This is a genomic window from Bradyrhizobium oropedii (assembly GCF_020889685.1).
GTDB lineage: Bacteria > Pseudomonadota > Alphaproteobacteria > Rhizobiales > Xanthobacteraceae > Bradyrhizobium > Bradyrhizobium oropedii.
In genome coordinates, this window is the sequence record NZ_JACMYO010000070.1 from 22159 (window position 1) to 38043 (window position 15885).

A 15885-nucleotide genomic window follows, 5' to 3' on the forward strand; every position below is an offset into this window, starting at 1 on the left:
GCTGGAAAGAACTACAGCAGGAATGGAGAGCGGTCGAAGCAAATGATGAGGCACCTACTCCCTCTCCCCGTTCTTACGGGGAGAGGGTTGGGGTGAGGGGCCCTCTCCGCGAACACCGCAAGTAGTCAGTTTGTGGAGACTCCCCCTCACCCGGAATTCAAGCTGTGCTTGAATTCCGACCTCTCCCCGCAGGCGGGGCGAGGTGGAATCGCGCTGGCAATTAGCGGCTAAATCCGCCGCTCGGTAGCGGCGCGGGGAACGCGCCGCCGGATTGTTGCGTGGTCTGCTGGGCCGGCGGCGCCGGCTGCGCCTGCTGGTCGTCGGCGGGCGGCGCCGTGGTGCGGCGGCGGACGATCTTCTTCGGCTTAGGATCCGGCGGCACCGCGGCGGGGGCGCCCTCATCGGTTGCAGCGTCGGGAGCGGCCGCCTGATCAGCGGCCGGCGCGGCTCGCTTGGCGTGCTTCTTGGCACCCTTCGGCGGCTCGGGTGGCGGAGCCGGCTGGGCAGCGGCGGCCGCCGCGGCGTTCTGCTGGTCGAGCTGTTCCTGCTGCGAGCCCTTGTACAATTCCTTCGGCACGCCCTGCTCGAGGCCGGGCACGCCTTCGGGGAATACCGGCTTGCGGTCGCCCTGCAGCTTCTTCTTGGTGTCGAGGAAGTCGAGCAGGTCACTCGGATCGAAATTGGCCATGCCGCCACCGCCGCAGCCTGCCAACGCGCTGCAAAGCGCGGTCAGAACTGCGGCTGCGATCAGGCGTTGCGAGCGGCGCATGGTCGATCTCTCACTCAAACTCGGGTTTTGTCTGGGCATGATCCGATCGGAAAACCGGTCCCCACTTTTCCGGATCATGCCTCAGATCAGCTTTTAGCGACCGGCGGCAACAATGCCTGCAGCGCTTCGGCGCGTGAGCGCATGCTCGGCGGCGTCTCGCCGTCATTGGCAATCTGGTCGAGCCACTGCCGCGCGGCGGTGGCATCGTTGGCGCGCCAGGCCGACAGCGCCAGCAGCTCGCGCGCGGAGTGACGGAACGTCGAGTCCTTCGACGTCGCCGTCGCCTCGAGCCGCTGCAGCATGTTCGGATAGGTCGTGGTTTCCATCACGATCTGCGCGGCGCGGATCCGCGCCAGGTCCTGATCGGGACCGCCGACGCTGCGGTCGGCTGCGATGTCGTCATAGAGTTTCGCGGCGGCCGGCTGGTCGCGGGTCGCGACCTCGGCGGCCATGCGCAGCCGCGCCAGCGTGCGGTAACCGGACGGCGCCTTCGCGACCAGGTCGGCAAACGCAGCCTCGGCCTCGGGGTGCTTGTTCTGGTCCGACAGCTCGACGGCGCGGTCGAACGCCGCACCGGCCTCGGCGGCCTTCTTGGCCTCGAGATATTGATAGCCACGCCAGCCACCGACGCCCGCGACCACGATGATCGCCAGCGCGATGATGAAAAGCGAGTACTTGTCCCACAGCTTCTTGAGCTGATCGCGACGGACTTCCTCGTCGACTTCGTCAAATAATTCAGACACTTAAGGCTATCCCATCCCCTCGGGACCGCGAATCTCGGTGGAGCGCAGCCCCTACCTGATCCTCACATCGCGGCGGCGTTACCCTAACGGTGTGGCGGAGGCAAGGCAAAGCGAGCCGGATCAAAGCGTTAACCGGGGAAGTTTGTCCTACCCCGGCTCACGCCCCCCGCCAGGCTCTCCCTGAGCTGCCGCTTGATCACCTTGCCGTTGGCGTTGCGCGGCAGCGGCTGTGCGGTCAGGGCCATGGTCTCCGGCACCTTGTAGTCCGACAGACGCTCGGCACACCAGGCGCGCAGGCTCTCCGCATTGACCTCGCTGCGGGTCACGATCACGGCGTGCACGCGCTCGCCGAGCACCGGGCACGGCTTGGCGATGATCGCGCTCTCGACCACGGCCGGGTGGCCGGCCAGCACGGATTCCACCTCGGCCGAATAGATCTTCAGGCCGCCGCGGTTGATCATGTCCTTCTGGCGATCGAACACGCGAACGAAATTGTCGGCGTCGATCGAACCGAGATCGCCGGAATGCCAGAACCCGGCGGTGAAGCCCTCCGCCGTCGCCTTCGGATTGTTCCAGTAGCCCTTGATCACGGAAGCGCTGCGGATCCAGAGCTCGCCGATCTCGCCGCGCGGCACCTCGCGGCCATCGGCGCCCATCACAACGATCTCGGCTCCCGGACACGGCAGGCCGACGCTGTCGATATGGGTTGCGGTCAGTTCGCCCGGCATCAAGGTCGAGGGCGACGTCGTCTCGGTCGCGCCGTAGCAATTGGCGAGCTTGAGCCCGGGAATCTTGGCGTCGAGCTTCTCGATGGTCGCGACCGGCATCGGCGCGCCGCCGAAGCCGCCGATGCGCCAGCTCGACAGATCGGTGCTGTCGAAATCCGGCTGCATCAGGCACAGATTGTACATCGCCGGCACCATCACCGTGTAGCTGACGCGCTCGCGCGCCGCGACCTTCAGATACTCCGACGCCTTGAACTCCGGCATGATGATCAGCGCGCCGGCGCAGCGGGCCATGGTCGTGACGTTGGCGTCCGCGCCGGTGACATGCGCGAGCGGCACCGCGGCGATCGAGCGATCGGCTTTCGTCAGCTTCAGGCAGGACGCAAAAATCATCGAGGAGTGGATAATATTGCAATGCGCGAGCATCGCGCCCTTGGGCCGGCCCGTCGTACCCGAGGTGTAGAGGATCATCGCGGTGTCCTCTTCCCTCACCTCCGCCGGCGCCCGTGCCGGCGCGTTGTCGCGTAGCGCAGCGAATTGCGACGTGCTGTCGTCGCTGACTGATACGCGATGCGCGAGACCTGGAATATCGGCGGCGTCAGGGATGCGCTCGGCAAGCGCGGCCTCGTGCACCAGACACTCGGCGCCGCAATCGTTCAGCACATAGGCGATCTCGGGCTTCTGCTGGCGCGTCGAGAGCGGCACCGTCACGAGCCCGGCATGGGCGGCGGCAAACATCGTCAGCACGAACTCGATGCGGTTGCCGAGCAGGATCGCGACGCGGTCGCCGGGCACAAGGCCGAGTTTTGCAAACCCGCCGCAACCTTGGCCGACTGCTCGGCGACCTCGCGCCAGCTCAAGCGCGCCGTGCCACAGACCAGCGCTTCGCCGTCGCCATTCTGCGCGACCGCATCCGCGATCATCGCCCACAGGCTCGTCGGCCGCTCCGCGAATGCCGGCACGACGCGGTCGCCGAAGCGCGGCTCGAGCCGCATCAGCGGCAGTGCGTGTTGCGACCAGTCCATATCAGCCTCGTCAGCTCTTCTTCATGCCGTAGACATGCTCCGGCCCCGGGAAGGCGCGGCTCTTCACGTCGCGCGCATAGCCCGCGATCGCTTCCTCGATCATTGGTCCGAGGTTGCCGTAGCGGCGGACGAATTTCGGCGCGCGCGGCGACAGGCCGAGCATGTCCTCCAGCACCAGCACCTGGCCGTCGCAGGCGGCGCTGGCACCGATGCCGATCGTCGGCACGGCGATCGACTGCGTGATCTTGCGCGCCAAGGGCTCGGCGACCGCCTCGACCACGATCGAGAACGCGCCCGCCTCCGCGATCGCCCTGGCGTCGTTCTCGATCGGCGCCCAGTTCTCCTCCTCGCGGCCCTGCGCGCGGAACGAGCCCAGCGTGTTGATCGACTGCGGCGTCAGGCCGATATGGCCCATCACGGGAATGCCGCGCTCCGACAGGAACGCCACCGTCTCCGCCATCCGCGCGCCGCCCTCGAGCTTGACCGCGCCGCACAGCGTTTCCTTCATGATCCGCACCGCGGATTGAAACGCCTGCTCCTTCGAGCCCTCGTAGGAGCCAAACGGCATGTCGACCACGACGAGCGCAGCCTGCGAGCCGCGCATCACCGCGCGGCCCTGCAGGATCATCATGTCGAGCGTGACCGGCACCGTGGTCTCGAAGCCGTGCATGACGTTGCCGAGGGAGTCGCCGACCAGGATGGCGTCGCAATGACGGTCGACCAGCGCCGCAGTGTGCGCGTGGTACGACGTCAGCATCACGATCGGCTCGCCGTTCTTGCGGGCGCGCAGATCGGGCGCGGTCTTGCGCTTGATGGCGGATTGAACAGACATAGTCAGGCTCCCATGACAGGCACGCCGATCACGACCGGGTGGAACGCAAACGCCAGCGCCAGATAGACGATGACACCGACCGCGATCGCGATCAGGTCGTTGGTCGGGCCGCCCACCGGGATCGGCGGACCGCCGGCATCCGTGCGGCGCTTCAGCGAGATGCGGTCGTAGACCGCCCAACCGAGAAACGAGCCGAACAGGATGATCGAGCCGAGATCGCCATTGGCGAGCAGATGCGCGAACGCCCACAGCTTTACGGCCGCCAGCATCGGATGCTTCACAATGGTGTAGATGCGACCGCGGATATAGGCGGCGACGATGAGGATCGTGGCCGGCAGCATCAGCGCCACCGTGATGTGCTTGAAGGCGGTCGGCGGCGTCCAGACATCGATCCATCCGGTCGCGCGGTAGTGGCCGAAGCCCCAGATGATCAGCGCGAGGCCTGCGAACGACACCAGCGAATAGACGCCCTTGTAGGCCCCCTCGCCCATCGCATTGACGATGCTGCCGCGCAGCTCGCGCAGGCTGGTCAGCACATGGATGCCGAGGAACAGCACGAGACCCAGGATCATGACGAGCAGTCCCACGATGTTCCTCCCCTGATTGATTAATGCCTTCGCGTAACATCTTCGCCCGGCGCGTGGCAATGCGTTACGCCGGGTCGCCGATCACGGATTGCCGGTGGGCTTGGCGAGCTCTCGGTTGTCGACATAGCGGATCATGATCGGGCGGCCGGCCAGGGCGCCGCCGAGCCCGCCGGTGAATTTCAGCGGCAGGCAGGCATCGAGCGAGGCGTTGATCGCATTGAGGTAGGTCGTGCGGGTGTCCGCCGGGATGCCCCGCGTCGAGAATGTCAGGCGCGGCGCACCGATGATCTCGCCTGACCGTTTGAAGCTGAAGCGCACCGACATCTGCATGCCCGCGCGCGCGTCGTCCGGTGGCGGCGGCGCCCAGCAGGAACGCAGCGCGGCAAAGAGATCGCCGATGGTATTGAGGTCATGATCCGGCTTGCGGTACTTCTCGGCTTGATCTTGCGGCGGCACGGTCAGGATCGTGAGCTGGAGATTTTCGCCATACGGATAATCGATCTCGGGAAAGCACGGCCCGTTGTTGAACACGCCGCAATAGGACGGGATGCAAGGCCCCTCGTCGAGCACACTGCAAGGTGTGTGTGCGAATGGCGCCGGGTTGGTCTGTTGCCGCTGCTGCGCAGAGGCGGTGCCCGCGAAGCCAAAGGCCAGCACGGCAAGAGCGAGACAGATGGCGACGCGTCGGAGCATGCAGGCGGACCCGGAATGCGTTCCGGGGAAAATGGTACCGCAGCAGGACCGCATCAAGCGGGGCAGCGTTCAATTTCCTCGCGCGGATGGATGGCGGCCGTACAACCTCCGCTGTCATCGCCCGGCGTCGCCTCGACCGGGCGATCCAGTATTCCAGAGACAGCGGTGACTGAACGGATAGGCCGCGGCGTACTGGGTCCCCCGGTCGAGCCGGGGGACGACACCGAGTATGTGGCCTTACGCCTTCTTCTTCACGTCCTTGACGTTGGAGAAGGTGATGCCCTCGGCGCGCTCGCGGGTGTAGCCGAGATAGAACTCGTTCTTGGCCATGAACACGGGATCGCCGTCGACGTCGTCGGCGATGCCGGAATTGTTGGCAGCGACGAAGGCGTCGAGCTTCTTGCGGTCGTCGGACGAGATCCAGCGCGCCAGCGAGAATTCAGAGACCTCGAACTCGACCGGTAGCGAGTATTCCGCGTCCAATCGCGCCTTCAGCACGTCGAGTTGCAGCGGGCCGACCACGCCGACCAGCGCCGGCGCACCGTCGCGCGGGCGGAACACCTGCACGACGCCCTCCTCCGACATCTGCTGCAAGGCTTCCTTCAGCTTCTTGGCCTTCATCGCATCGGTCAGGCGGACGCGGCGGACGATTTCAGGCGCGAAGCTCGGCACGCCGACGAAGGTCAGATCCTCACCCTCGGTCAGGGTGTCGCCGATCCGCAAGGTGCCGTGGTTGGGAATGCCGACGACGTCGCCGGCGAAGGCCTCGTCCGCCACCGAGCGATCCTGCGCGAAGAAGAATTGCGGGCTGGACAGGCTCATGTTCTTGCCGGTGCGCACCAGCTTGGCCTTCATGCCGCGGCTGAGCTTACCCGAGCACAGCCGTGCGAAAGCGATGCGGTCACGGTGGTTCGGATCCATGTTGGCCTGGATCTTGAACACGAACGCGCTCATGCGCGGCTCGGCCGCTTCGACCTTGCGCAGATCGGAATCCTGCGCGCGCGGCGCCGGCGCGAACTTGCCGAGGCCCTCCAGCAGATCGCCAACGCCGAAATTGCGCAGCGCGCTGCCGAAATAGACCGGCGTCAGATGGCCCTCGCGGAACGCGGCGAGCTCGAACGGCTTGCAGGCTTCCGACGCCAGCGCCAGCTCGTCCTTGACCTCGGCAACGTCGAGATTGGGGTTGCGCTTGCCGAGATCGGCGATGTCGATCTGCTCGGTGGCGCCGGTCTTGGCGCCGCCGCCCTCGAGCAGCCGCACGCCGCCATTGACGACGTCATAGGTGCCGAGAAAGTCGCGGCCGCGGCCGACCGGCCAGGTCATCGGCGTGGTGTCGAGCGCCAGCGTCTTCTCGATCTCGTCCAAAAGCTCGAACGTGTCGCGGCTCTCGCGGTCCATCTTGTTGATGAAGGTGATGATCGGGATGTCGCGCAGGCGGCACACCTCGAACAGCTTTCGCGTGCGGGCCTCGATGCCCTTGGCGGCGTCGATCACCATGACCGCGGAGTCGACCGCGGTCAGCGTGCGATAGGTGTCTTCCGAAAAGTCCTCGTGGCCCGGCGTGTCCAGCAGGTTGAACACGAGCTCGTTGAACTCGAAGGTCATCACCGAGGTGACGACCGAAATGCCGCGCTCGCGCTCGATCTTCATCCAGTCCGAGCGCGTGTTGCGGCGCTCGCCCTTGGCCTTGACCTGGCCTGCGAGGTTGATGGCGCCGCCGAACAGCAACAGCTTTTCCGTCAGCGTGGTCTTGCCGGCGTCCGGGTGCGAGATGATCGCAAAGGTGCGGCGCCGCGCCACTTCCTCGGAAAGCGGCGAGCGGGACGGCGATTCGGCTGAAACTGAGATGTCGGACATGGCGGGGCAGCGTTTGGCAGGGAAAACGGGCGCAATCAAGGGCGTTTTGTCGCAATTCGGCGTGGCCGCACCACCCCCATATAGGCATCAGAAGGACGACCTTCTCCTCACCATACCATCCGCGGGGACGACCCTGCCTTATCCGGAGTGTTCGTTATGGCTTGGGCCATTTTGCTCGTCGCAGGCCTGCTGGAGATCGGCTGGGCGATCGGGCTGAAATACACCGAAGGCTTCTCGCGGCTGGTGCCGTCGGTTCTGACGCTCGTGGCGATGGCCGGCAGCGTGCTGCTGCTCGGCCTTGCGCTGAAGACGCTGCCGATTGGAACCGCCTATGCGGTCTGGACCGGGATCGGCGCGGTCGGCACCGCGGCGCTCGGCATCATCCTGCTCGGCGAACCCGCGACCGCGATGCGCCTTGCCAGCATCGGGCTGATCGTTTCCGGCATCGTCGGCCTGAAGCTGGTCGGATAAGTTCTCTTTTCGACGCGTTTTCTTAACGCGAACCGGCTTCCACTTCGCTCGACAACGCTATTTCAGAATCTGCACGAGCCAATAGGTCGCGGCGGCCACCGCTGCGGACGCCGGGATCGTGATCATCCAGGCGTAGACGATCGAGCTCGCCACGTTCCAGCGCACGGCGGAGAGCCGCCGTGCGGCGCCGACGCCGACGATGGCGCCGGTGATGGTGTGGGTGGTCGACACGGGAACCCCGAGATAGGTCGCGATGAACAGCGTCGCGGCGCCGCCGGTCTCGGCGCAAAACCCCTGCATCGGCGTCAGCTTGGTGATCCGCAGCCCCATGGTGCGGACGATCCGCCAGCCCCCCATCAGCGTGCCCAGCGCCATCGCGCTCTGGCAGGCCAGCACGACCCAGAACGGGATCTCGAAGGTGTCGCCGAGATGGCCCTGCGAGTAGAGCAGGACGGCGATGATGCCCATGGTCTTCTGCGCGTCGTTGCCGCCATGACCGAGCGAATAGAGCGAGGCCGAGGCGAATTGCAGGATGCGGAAGGCGCGATCGACCGCGAACGGCGTCGAGCGCACCGAGAGCCAGGACACGATCGCAACCAGCACCAGCGCCAGCAGGAAGCCGACCAGCGGCGACAGCACGATCGCGAGCAAGGTCTTGGTGAGCCCGCTCCACACTGCCGCCGAAATGCCCGCCTTCGCCATGCCGGCGCCGACCAGGCCGCCGATCAGCGCGTGCGAGCTCGATGAGGGAATGCCCAGCGCCCAGGTGATCACGTTCCAGGCGATCGCGCCGACCAGCGCGGCGAAGATCACGGTCGCATCCACCACCGACGGGTCGATGATCCCGGTGCCGATCGTGTTGGCAACGTGCAGGCCGAACACGGCGAAGGCGACGAAGTTGAAGAACGCAGCCCAGAACACCGCATATTGCGGCCGCAGGACGCGGGTCGAGACGATGGTCGCGATCGAGTTCGCGGCATCGTGCAGCCCGTTCAGGAAGTCGAACAGCAGCGCGACCGCGATCAGGATGGTCAGAACCGGAAGACCCAGCGTGGCGTCCACGTGATGCCCCGCTCTATTGTGTTTTCTTGAGCATGATCTCCGCGCAAACGCTTCGCGTTTGTCGCAGGGAAAACCGCTCCACACTTTTCCGGATCATGCTCAGACTTGCTCGATCACGATCGAGTTGATCTCGTTGGCGACGTCGTCGAAGCGGTCGGCCACCTTCTCGAGATGATCGTAGATCTCCGCGCCGACGATGAAATCCATCGTGTTGGCGTCGCGGTGCTTCAGATACAGCTCCTTGAGCCCGATATCCTGGAGATCGTCGACCCGCCCCTCGAGCTTGGTCAGCTCCTCGGTGATCTGGGTCAGCATCGAGACGTTCTGGCCGATCGCCTGCAACAACGGCAGCGCGCGGACGACCAAATTGGCGCATTCGACGATCAACCCGCCCATCTCGCGCATCGGCGGCTCGAACTCGCGCACCTCGAACAGCATCACCGCCTTGGCGGTCGCCTGCATCTGGTCGACCGCGTCGTCCATCGCGGTGATCAGGTTCTTGATGTCGCTGCGGTCGAACGGGGTGATGAAGGTGCGGCGAACCGCGGTCAGGACTTCCCGGGTGACGCTATCGGCGTCGTTCTCGAACTGATTGACGCGCTGGCAGAAGACCGGGGTCTCCTCCCCGCCCTTCAGCATGTCCTGCAAAGCCTTCGCGCACTGCACGGAGGTCTGGGCGTGGCGGGCGAACAGGTCGAAAAATCGCTCTTCCTTGGGCAGGAAGGCGCGAAACCAGCGCAGCATGTCTCAGTTCCATCATTCCGGGACAGCCCTTTTAGCGACTGTCACAGAACTGTCATAGAGCATCTGGCGGGGAAAACACCCGGCACGACCGCCCGAACGGGCGGTCGTCCACCGCTATGTCGGCCGAAAATCGCGGGGCGCGCTTGCGCCCGCCCTGCCCTCTACAGCGACCGCCGCAGCAGGTGGGCCAGCTCGCCGACCAGGCCGCGCCGGAACAGCAGCACGCAGGACACGAAGATCACGCCCTGGATCACCGTCACCCACTGGCCGAAACCGGCGAGATATTGCTGCATGGCGATGATCACGAAGGCGCCAACCACCGGTCCGAAGATGGTGCCGAGGCCGCCGACCAGCGTCATCAGCACGATCTCACCGGACATCGACCAGTGCACGTCGGTAAGCGAGGCGTTCTGCGCCACGAACACCTTCAGTGAGCCGGCAAAGCCCGCCAGCGTGCCCGACAGGACGTAGGCAAGCATCTTGTACTGGTCGGTCTTGTAGCCGAGCGAGATCGCGCGCGGCTCGTTCTCGCGGATCGACTTCAGCACCTCGCCGAACGGCGAGTTGATGGTGCGGTAGATCAGCAGGAAGCCGGCGAGGAAGCCGACCAGCACGACGTAGTACAGCACCAAGGGCTTCGAGAGATCGAATATCCCGAACAGGTGGCCCTGCGGGATGCCCTGGATGCCGTCTTCACCATGGGTGAAAGGCGCCTGCAGATAGAGGAAGTAGAGCAGCTGCGACAGCGCCAGCGTGATCATCGAGAAATAGATGCCCTGCCGCTTGATCGAGATGTAGCCGGTGACGAGGCCGAGCAAGGCCGCAGCGGCGACGCCGACGATGATGCCGAGCTCCGGCGGCAGTGCCCAGACCTTCAATGCATGCGCCGTACAATAACCGGCGGTGCCGAGGAACATGGCGTGACCGAACGACAGCAGGCCGCCATACCCGATCAGGAGGTTGAAGGCGCAGGCGAGCAGCGCAAAGCACAGCGCCTGCATGACGAAGAACGGATAGATCCCCGTAAACGGCACCGCCGCCAGCAGCGCCGCCATCACGGCGAATACGATCATCTCGTCGCGCATCGCGCGCGGCGTCATCGGAAGTGTATCGTCGGTCAATGCTGACATATCAGGCCGCCCGTCCCGTCAGTCCCGTTGGCTTCACCAGCAACACCACCACCATCAGGACAAACACCACGGTGTTGGAGGCCTCGGGATAAAAATACTTGGTCAGTCCCTCGATCACGCCGAGCGCGAAGCCGGTGATGATCGAACCCATGATCGAACCCATGCCGCCGATCACGACCACCGCGAACACCACGATGATCAGATCGGCGCCCATCAGCGGGCGGACCTGGTTGATCGGCGCCGACAGCACGCCGGCGAGCGCGGCAAGACCGACGCCGAGCCCGTAGGTCAGCGTGATCATGCGCGGCACGTTGATGCCGAAGGCACGCACCAGCGTCGGATTTTCGGTCGCGGCGCGCAAGTACGCGCCGAGCTGCGTCTTCTCGATCAGGAACCAGGTGGCAAGGCACACCACCAGCGAGAAGATGACGACCCAGCCGCGATAGACGGGTAAGAACATGAAGCCGAGATTGACGCCGCCCTTGAGCTGATCCGGGATCGAATACGGCAGACCGGAGGAGCCGAAATAGTTCTGGAACACGCCCTGCACGATCAGCGCGATGCCGAAGGTCAGCAGCAGTCCGTAGAGATGGTCGAGCCCCGCGAGCCATTGCAGCATGGTGCGCTCGAGGATCATGCCGAAGACGCCGACCACCACGGGTGCGATGAGCAGCGCCCACCAGTAGTTGATGCCGCCCAGATTGAGCAGGAAATACGCCACGAAGGCGCCCATCATGTAGAGCGCGCCATGCGCGAAATTGATGATGTTGAGCATGCCGAAGATGACGGCAAGCCCGAGACTGAGCAGCGCGTAGAACGAGCCGTTGATCAGTCCGACCAGAAGCTGTGCGTAGAGAGCCTGCATCGAATGAGCTTTCGCTGGATAGATGAAGCCCGCCGGCCACGCCCATGGCCGGCGGGCATGATCGTCACTTCTTCAGAAGCGCACAGGTGCTCTTGTCGAGCGGTGTGAAGGCCTGGTTGCCCGGCACGGTGCCGACCAGCTTGTAGAAGTCCCACGGCCCCTTGGACTCCGAGGGCTTCTTCACCTCGAACAGATAGGCGTCATGGGTGACGCGGCCGTTGGCCTCGACCTCGCCCTTGCCGAACAGCGGATCGTCGGTCGGGATCGTCTTCATCTTCGCGACCACCTTGGCGCCGTCATGCGGATTGCCGCCGAGCGCATCCAGCGCCTTGAAGTAATGCAGCAGGCCCGCATAGACGCCGGCCTGCACCATGGTCGGAGGCGCGCCGCTCTTCATCTTCTCCGAGAAGCGCTTGGAGAACGCGCGCGTGTTGTCGTTGAGGTCCCAGTAGAAGGTCTCGGTGAAGTTCAGGCCCTGCGCGGTCTCGAGCCCGATCGCCTTGACGTCGGTGAGGAACAGCAGCAACGCGGCGAGCTTCTGTCCGCCCTTGACGATGCCGAACTCGGCCGCCTGCTTGATCGAGTTGGTGGTGTCGCCGCCGGCGTTGGCAAGACCGATGATCTTGGCCTTGGAGGCCTGCGCCTGCAGCAGGAACGAGGAGAAGTCGGCGGTGTTGAGCGGATGCTTGACGCCACCGACCACCTTGCCGCCGTTGGCGGTAACGACCGCGGTGGTGTCGCGCTCCAGCGCCGCGCCGAAGGCGTAATCCGCGGTCAGGAAGAACCAGGTGTCCCCGCCCGCCTTCACCAGCGCCTGGCCGGTGGCGTGCGCGAGCATGTAGGTGTCGTAGGTCCAGTGCACCGTGTTCGGCGTGCACTGCGCGTTGGTGAGGTCCGAGGTCGCAGCGCCCGAATTGATGTAGACGCCGTTCTTTTCCTTCACGACGTTATTCACCGCGAGCGCGACGCCGGAATTCGGCACGTCGACGATGGTGTCGACCTTGTCGACGTCGAACCACTGGCGCGCGATGGTGGTGCCGATATCGGGCTTGTTCTGGTGATCGCCGGAGATCAGGTCGATGGTCCAGCCCTTGGCCTTGAGGCCGGAATCCTCGATCGCCATCTGCGCCGCCAGCGTCGAGCCGGGACCGGCGAGGTCGGCATAGAGGCCGGACTGATCCGACAAGACGCCGATCTTGACGACCTTGTCGTCGGCGGAGGCAATGCTCGCGACGCTGAGCGCCATCGCGGTGCCGAACAGAAGCGCTGAAATCTTGTTTCTCATGGGGATTCCCTCAGTCCTTAAATTTTCTGGCTCGGGCGATCAGACGCCGAGATAGGTATGCAGCTTGTCCATGTTGGCCGACAGCTCGGAATTGGCGAAGCCGTCGATCACCTTGCCGTGCTCGACGATGTAGTAGCGGTCGGCCACGGTCGAGGCGAAACGGAAATTCTGCTCGACCAGGAGGATCGTGAATCCCTGCGACTTCAGGCGCGCAATGGTGTGCCCGATCTGCTGAATGATGACCGGCGCCAGGCCTTCGGTCGGCTCGTCCAGCATCAGGAAGCGCGCGCCGGTGCGCAGGATGCGCGCAATCGCCAGCATCTGCTGCTCGCCGCCCGAGAGCTTGGTGCCCTGGCTGGTGAGACGCTCCTTCAGATTGGGAAACAGCGTGAAGATCTGGTCGAGCGGCAGCCCGCCCGGGCGCACCACCGGCGGCAGCAGCAAGTTCTCGCGCACGTCGAGGCTCGAGAAGATGCCGCGCTCCTCCGGGCAGAATGCGATGCCGAGCCGCGCGATCTTGTCCGAGGTGGCGCGGATGATCTCCTTGTTGTCGAAGCGAATCGAGCCGGAGCGCTTGCCGATCACGCCCATGATCGACTTCAGCGTGGTGGTCTTGCCGGCGCCGTTGCGGCCGAGCAGCGTCACCACCTCGCCCGCCTTCACGTTGAAATTGATGCCGTGAAGGATGTGGGATTCGCCGTACCAGGCCTGCAGATCCTTGACCGTCAGCACCTCGGCGCCGGTCGCAGCTATAGGCTTTTCCGCCAGTTTTGCCTCAGCCATGCCCCGCTCCCAGATAGGCTTCCTTCACGCGCTCGTCCTTGGAGAGGTCGGCGTAGTTGCCCTCCGCCAGCACCTGCCCGCGCGTCAGCACGGTGATGATGTCGGAGAGGTTGGCCACGACCGAGAGGTTATGTTCGACCATCAGGATGGTGTACTTGGCCGAGATCCGCTTGATCAGCGCCGCGATCTTGTCGATGTCCTCATGGCCCATGCCGGCCATCGGCTCGTCGAGCAGCATCATCTCGGGGTCGAGCGCGAGCGTCGTTGCAATTTCAAGTGCGCGCTTGCGGCCGTACGGCATCTCGACCGCCGGCGTGTTGGCGAATTCGCTCAAACCGACGTCGTTCAGGAGCTCATGAGCGCGCGGATTGAAGCGGTCGAGCACGCTCTTCGAGCGCCAGAAATCGAACGACGAGCCGTGCTGGCGCTGCAGCGCCACGCGCACGTTTTCCAGTGCGGTCAGATGCGGAAATACCGCCGAAATCTGGAACGAGCGGACCAGCCCGAGCCGCGCCACGTCGGCCGGCGGCATCGCGGTGATGTCCTGGCCCTTGTAGCGAATCTGCCCGCCCGTCGGCTTCAGGAATTTGGTCAGCAGATTGAAACAGGTCGTCTTGCCGGCGCCGTTCGGCCCGATCAACGCATGGATACTGCCGCGACGCACCTTCAGCGCGACGTCGCGAACGGCGAAGAAACCCGCGAATTCCTTGGTCAATCCGCTGGTTTCGAGAATGAACTCATCGGCCAAAAAGATTCCCCCATACGCCATCGCCGCGAAGCCCCTCGCCCGCGTGGCCAGCTTTTTTCATGTTCGACAGGTTATCCGCAACGTCTTGGAAACCGTCCGGGGCCCGTCGCCTCCGGGCCGGAATATGCCGTCATCTGCGGCAGTTACGCAAGGTGGAAAGCTGTGCAGTGCAGTATTGGCACGACCAGTTCCGGTTGATCCTTAGTCGAATGGCTTTTGAGCACGCTTTGCGCCTCGGAAAGCCGTCATTAAGCGTGTTTTGCTCAGGTCTTTCCCTTTCATAGAATATTTCCGCCTCTCGGCCGAAGCTCCCGCCATTACATTATGAACGGCTACAGCCTTGCATTTCGAGAGCGCCAATTCCTCCGTCATCAAGTCGATCCGCCAGCGTGATTTCCTCAACACGTGGCTGCGGCTTTATGCCCGTGGCCAGACGATGCCGCGCTTCGACGAGTTTCAGCCGGAGCGAATCGAGGAAGATCTGCCGGACACTGTTTTCTTCACCGTCGACGCAGCGGCGCAGCCGCCGCGGTTGACGATCGAGAGCGATGGCACGCGGATGGCGACCGCCTATGGACACAGCGGCAAGGGCCGCCTGCTCGACGACTATCTCGGACCGCGGCTCGCGGCGATCGTGATGCCGGTCTACCATGAATGCATCGTGCGGCAGCTCCCCGCCTACACCATCACCGATATCGACGACATCTACGGTCACGTCGTGGCCTATGAACGGCTGCTGCTGCCGTTCTCGGATGGCGGTCCCGTCACGCACCTTGTCGCGTCGCTGAAGACGATCAGCGAGAACGGCAGTTTCGAGATCCGCAACCTGATGCGCGGCAACGACGCGTTGCCGAACTTCAAGCTGTGCGCGATCATCGACCGCGACCTGTTCCACCGCGCCCCCGGCCGCATCCCGCCCGGGGATGTGCTTGAATTCGGCTAGCCGATGCCATTCAGAAGTGCCGATCCATCGGTGGTCAAATCGATCACGCAGCGGGTGCTGCTGAACGCCTGGCTGCGCGCCGTACGCAAGCCCGACGCGCTTCCTTTGCTGTGCGACTTCCACACCGAGGGCAGCGCCGACGAGCGGGCCGACATGATGGGCTTTGACGTCGAGGGCAGCGGCGACGCCGCCCGTTTCATGATCACGCAGGAAGGCGCGCGGCTGACCACCGCCTACGGCAACGAGCATGTCGAGCCGCGGCTCCGCACCAACCGCTATCTCGATGACGCGATCGGCCCGGAGCGCTATGCCGGCGTGATCCTCTCCTATCGCGCCTGCGTGACGCGCAAGCGTCCGACCTACACGGTCGCGGAGGTCACCGACGCCGACGGCAAGGATGTCTCCTATGAGCGGCTGCTGCTGCCGTTCGGACGTGGCGATGCCGTCGAGCACATCATCGGCTCGTACAAGGCGATCAGCATCGAGGGCGGCTTCCGGCTGCACAATCTGATGGGCGTGACGCCGAAATCGGTCACGGTGGTCACCATCCGGGCGGTGATCGACCGCAGGTTCGTGCCGGCAGATCGACCGGCGAGCCAGGATTCAGTCGAACTGATCTAGCA

16 protein-coding genes and 1 pseudogene are annotated in these 15885 nt (G+C 64.6%); 3 read left to right on the forward strand and 14 right to left on the reverse strand.

The window, feature by feature from the left end:
* Positions 1-220: 220 nt before the first annotated feature.
* The 7 genes and pseudogenes from H8A95_RS20515 to H8A95_RS20545 all read right to left on the reverse strand — a co-directional run bounded on the left by H8A95_RS20515 (position 221) and on the right by H8A95_RS20545 (position 7231).
* Complete coding sequence (locus H8A95_RS20515) at positions 221-769, reverse strand: hypothetical protein (RefSeq protein WP_229184732.1); 549 nt, start codon at positions 767-769, stop codon at positions 221-223.
* Positions 770-855: 86 nt separating this feature from the next.
* A complete protein-coding gene (locus H8A95_RS20520; RefSeq protein WP_229184733.1) occupies positions 856-1512 on the reverse strand; it encodes a tetratricopeptide repeat protein in 657 nt (218 codons plus the stop codon).
* A 128-nt stretch (positions 1513-1640) separates the two neighbouring features.
* Positions 1641-3262, reverse strand: a pseudogene (locus H8A95_RS20525) (class I adenylate-forming enzyme family protein).
* 10 nt (positions 3263-3272) lie between these two features.
* The gene (gene panB / locus H8A95_RS20530) at positions 3273-4094 is read right to left on the reverse strand and encodes a 3-methyl-2-oxobutanoate hydroxymethyltransferase (RefSeq protein ID WP_018271260.1); all 822 of its coding nucleotides are present in this window, start codon (positions 4092-4094) and stop codon (positions 3273-3275) included.
* Between the two features lie 2 nt (positions 4095-4096).
* Complete coding sequence (locus tag H8A95_RS20535; RefSeq protein WP_229184734.1) at positions 4097-4681, reverse strand: NnrU family protein; 585 nt, start codon at positions 4679-4681, stop codon at positions 4097-4099.
* 81 nt (positions 4682-4762) lie between these two features.
* On the reverse strand, positions 4763-5374 hold the full coding sequence (locus H8A95_RS20540) for a hypothetical protein (RefSeq protein ID WP_229184735.1): 612 nt from the start codon (positions 5372-5374) through the stop codon (positions 4763-4765).
* A 237-nt stretch (positions 5375-5611) separates the two neighbouring features.
* Positions 5612-7231 carry a peptide chain release factor 3 gene (locus H8A95_RS20545; protein WP_163157530.1) on the reverse strand — a complete coding sequence of 540 codons (1620 nt, stop codon included), beginning with the start codon at positions 7229-7231 and terminating at the stop codon, positions 5612-5614.
* A gap of 156 nt (positions 7232-7387) precedes the next feature.
* On the opposite strand from H8A95_RS20545, the gene sugE reads away from it, so the two are divergent.
* Positions 7388-7702, forward strand: a complete 315-nt coding sequence (gene sugE, locus H8A95_RS20550; protein WP_229184736.1) for a quaternary ammonium compound efflux SMR transporter SugE — start codon at positions 7388-7390, stop codon at positions 7700-7702.
* 57 nt (positions 7703-7759) lie between these two features.
* Here the strand turns inward: sugE and H8A95_RS20555 are convergent, their stop codons facing one another.
* The 7 genes from H8A95_RS20555 to H8A95_RS20585 all read right to left on the reverse strand — a co-directional run bounded on the left by H8A95_RS20555 (position 7760) and on the right by H8A95_RS20585 (position 14319).
* On the reverse strand, positions 7760-8764 hold the full coding sequence (locus H8A95_RS20555; RefSeq protein ID WP_229184737.1) for an inorganic phosphate transporter: 1005 nt from the start codon (positions 8762-8764) through the stop codon (positions 7760-7762).
* 99 nt (positions 8765-8863) lie between these two features.
* Positions 8864-9508 (reverse strand): DUF47 domain-containing protein, encoded by a 645-nt coding sequence (locus tag H8A95_RS20560; protein ID WP_229184738.1) that lies wholly within the window; start codon positions 9506-9508, stop codon positions 8864-8866.
* A 161-nt stretch (positions 9509-9669) separates the two neighbouring features.
* Positions 9670-10638 (reverse strand): branched-chain amino acid ABC transporter permease, encoded by a 969-nt coding sequence (locus H8A95_RS20565; protein ID WP_229184739.1) that lies wholly within the window; start codon positions 10636-10638, stop codon positions 9670-9672.
* 1 nt (position 10639) lies between these two features.
* Complete coding sequence (locus H8A95_RS20570) at positions 10640-11503, reverse strand: branched-chain amino acid ABC transporter permease (RefSeq protein WP_229184740.1); 864 nt, start codon at positions 11501-11503, stop codon at positions 10640-10642.
* Between the two features lie 64 nt (positions 11504-11567).
* Positions 11568-12788 (reverse strand): ABC transporter substrate-binding protein, encoded by a 1221-nt coding sequence (locus H8A95_RS20575; protein ID WP_229184741.1) that lies wholly within the window; start codon positions 12786-12788, stop codon positions 11568-11570.
* A gap of 39 nt (positions 12789-12827) precedes the next feature.
* On the reverse strand, positions 12828-13571 hold the full coding sequence (locus H8A95_RS20580) for an ABC transporter ATP-binding protein (RefSeq protein ID WP_229184742.1): 744 nt from the start codon (positions 13569-13571) through the stop codon (positions 12828-12830).
* Positions 13564-14319, reverse strand: coding sequence for an ABC transporter ATP-binding protein (locus tag H8A95_RS20585; protein ID WP_050419084.1), 756 nt, complete (start codon positions 14317-14319; stop codon positions 13564-13566). The genes H8A95_RS20580 and H8A95_RS20585 overlap by 8 nt, the downstream gene beginning before the upstream one ends.
* A 340-nt stretch (positions 14320-14659) precedes the next feature.
* Between H8A95_RS20585 and H8A95_RS20590 the strand changes: the two genes are divergently transcribed.
* Both H8A95_RS20590 and H8A95_RS20595 read left to right on the forward strand, forming a co-directional pair.
* Complete coding sequence (locus H8A95_RS20590; RefSeq protein ID WP_163157546.1) at positions 14660-15262, forward strand: PAS domain-containing protein; 603 nt, start codon at positions 14660-14662, stop codon at positions 15260-15262.
* 3 nt (positions 15263-15265) lie between these two features.
* A complete protein-coding gene (locus H8A95_RS20595; protein WP_229184743.1) occupies positions 15266-15883 on the forward strand; it encodes a hypothetical protein in 618 nt (205 codons plus the stop codon).
* Positions 15884-15885: the final 2 nt, after the last annotated feature.

Bases quoted from the DNA above. Each gene is read 5' to 3' on its own strand.
- H8A95_RS20565 (WP_229184739.1), bottom strand. From the start codon at position 10,638: ATGTCAGCATTGACCGACGATACACTTCCGATGACGCCGCGCGCGATG.
- H8A95_RS20580 (WP_229184742.1), bottom strand. From the start codon at position 13,571: ATGGCTGAGGCAAAACTGGCGGAAAAGCCTATAGCTGCGACCGGCGCC.
- panB (WP_018271260.1), bottom strand. From the start codon at position 4,094: ATGTCTGTTCAATCCGCCATCAAGCGCAAGACCGCGCCCGATCTGCGC.
- H8A95_RS20540 (WP_229184735.1), bottom strand. From the start codon at position 5,374: ATGCTCCGACGCGTCGCCATCTGTCTCGCTCTTGCCGTGCTGGCCTTT.
- H8A95_RS20575 (WP_229184741.1), bottom strand. From the start codon at position 12,788: ATGAGAAACAAGATTTCAGCGCTTCTGTTCGGCACCGCGATGGCGCTC.
- H8A95_RS20515 (WP_229184732.1), bottom strand. From the start codon at position 769: ATGCGCCGCTCGCAACGCCTGATCGCAGCCGCAGTTCTGACCGCGCTT.
- H8A95_RS20570 (WP_229184740.1), bottom strand. From the start codon at position 11,503: ATGCAGGCTCTCTACGCACAGCTTCTGGTCGGACTGATCAACGGCTCG.
- H8A95_RS20595 (WP_229184743.1), top strand. From the start codon at position 15,266: ATGCCATTCAGAAGTGCCGATCCATCGGTGGTCAAATCGATCACGCAG.
- H8A95_RS20545 (WP_163157530.1), bottom strand. From the start codon at position 7,231: ATGTCCGACATCTCAGTTTCAGCCGAATCGCCGTCCCGCTCGCCGCTT.
- H8A95_RS20560 (WP_229184738.1), bottom strand. From the start codon at position 9,508: ATGCTGCGCTGGTTTCGCGCCTTCCTGCCCAAGGAAGAGCGATTTTTC.
- sugE (WP_229184736.1), top strand. From the start codon at position 7,388: ATGGCTTGGGCCATTTTGCTCGTCGCAGGCCTGCTGGAGATCGGCTGG.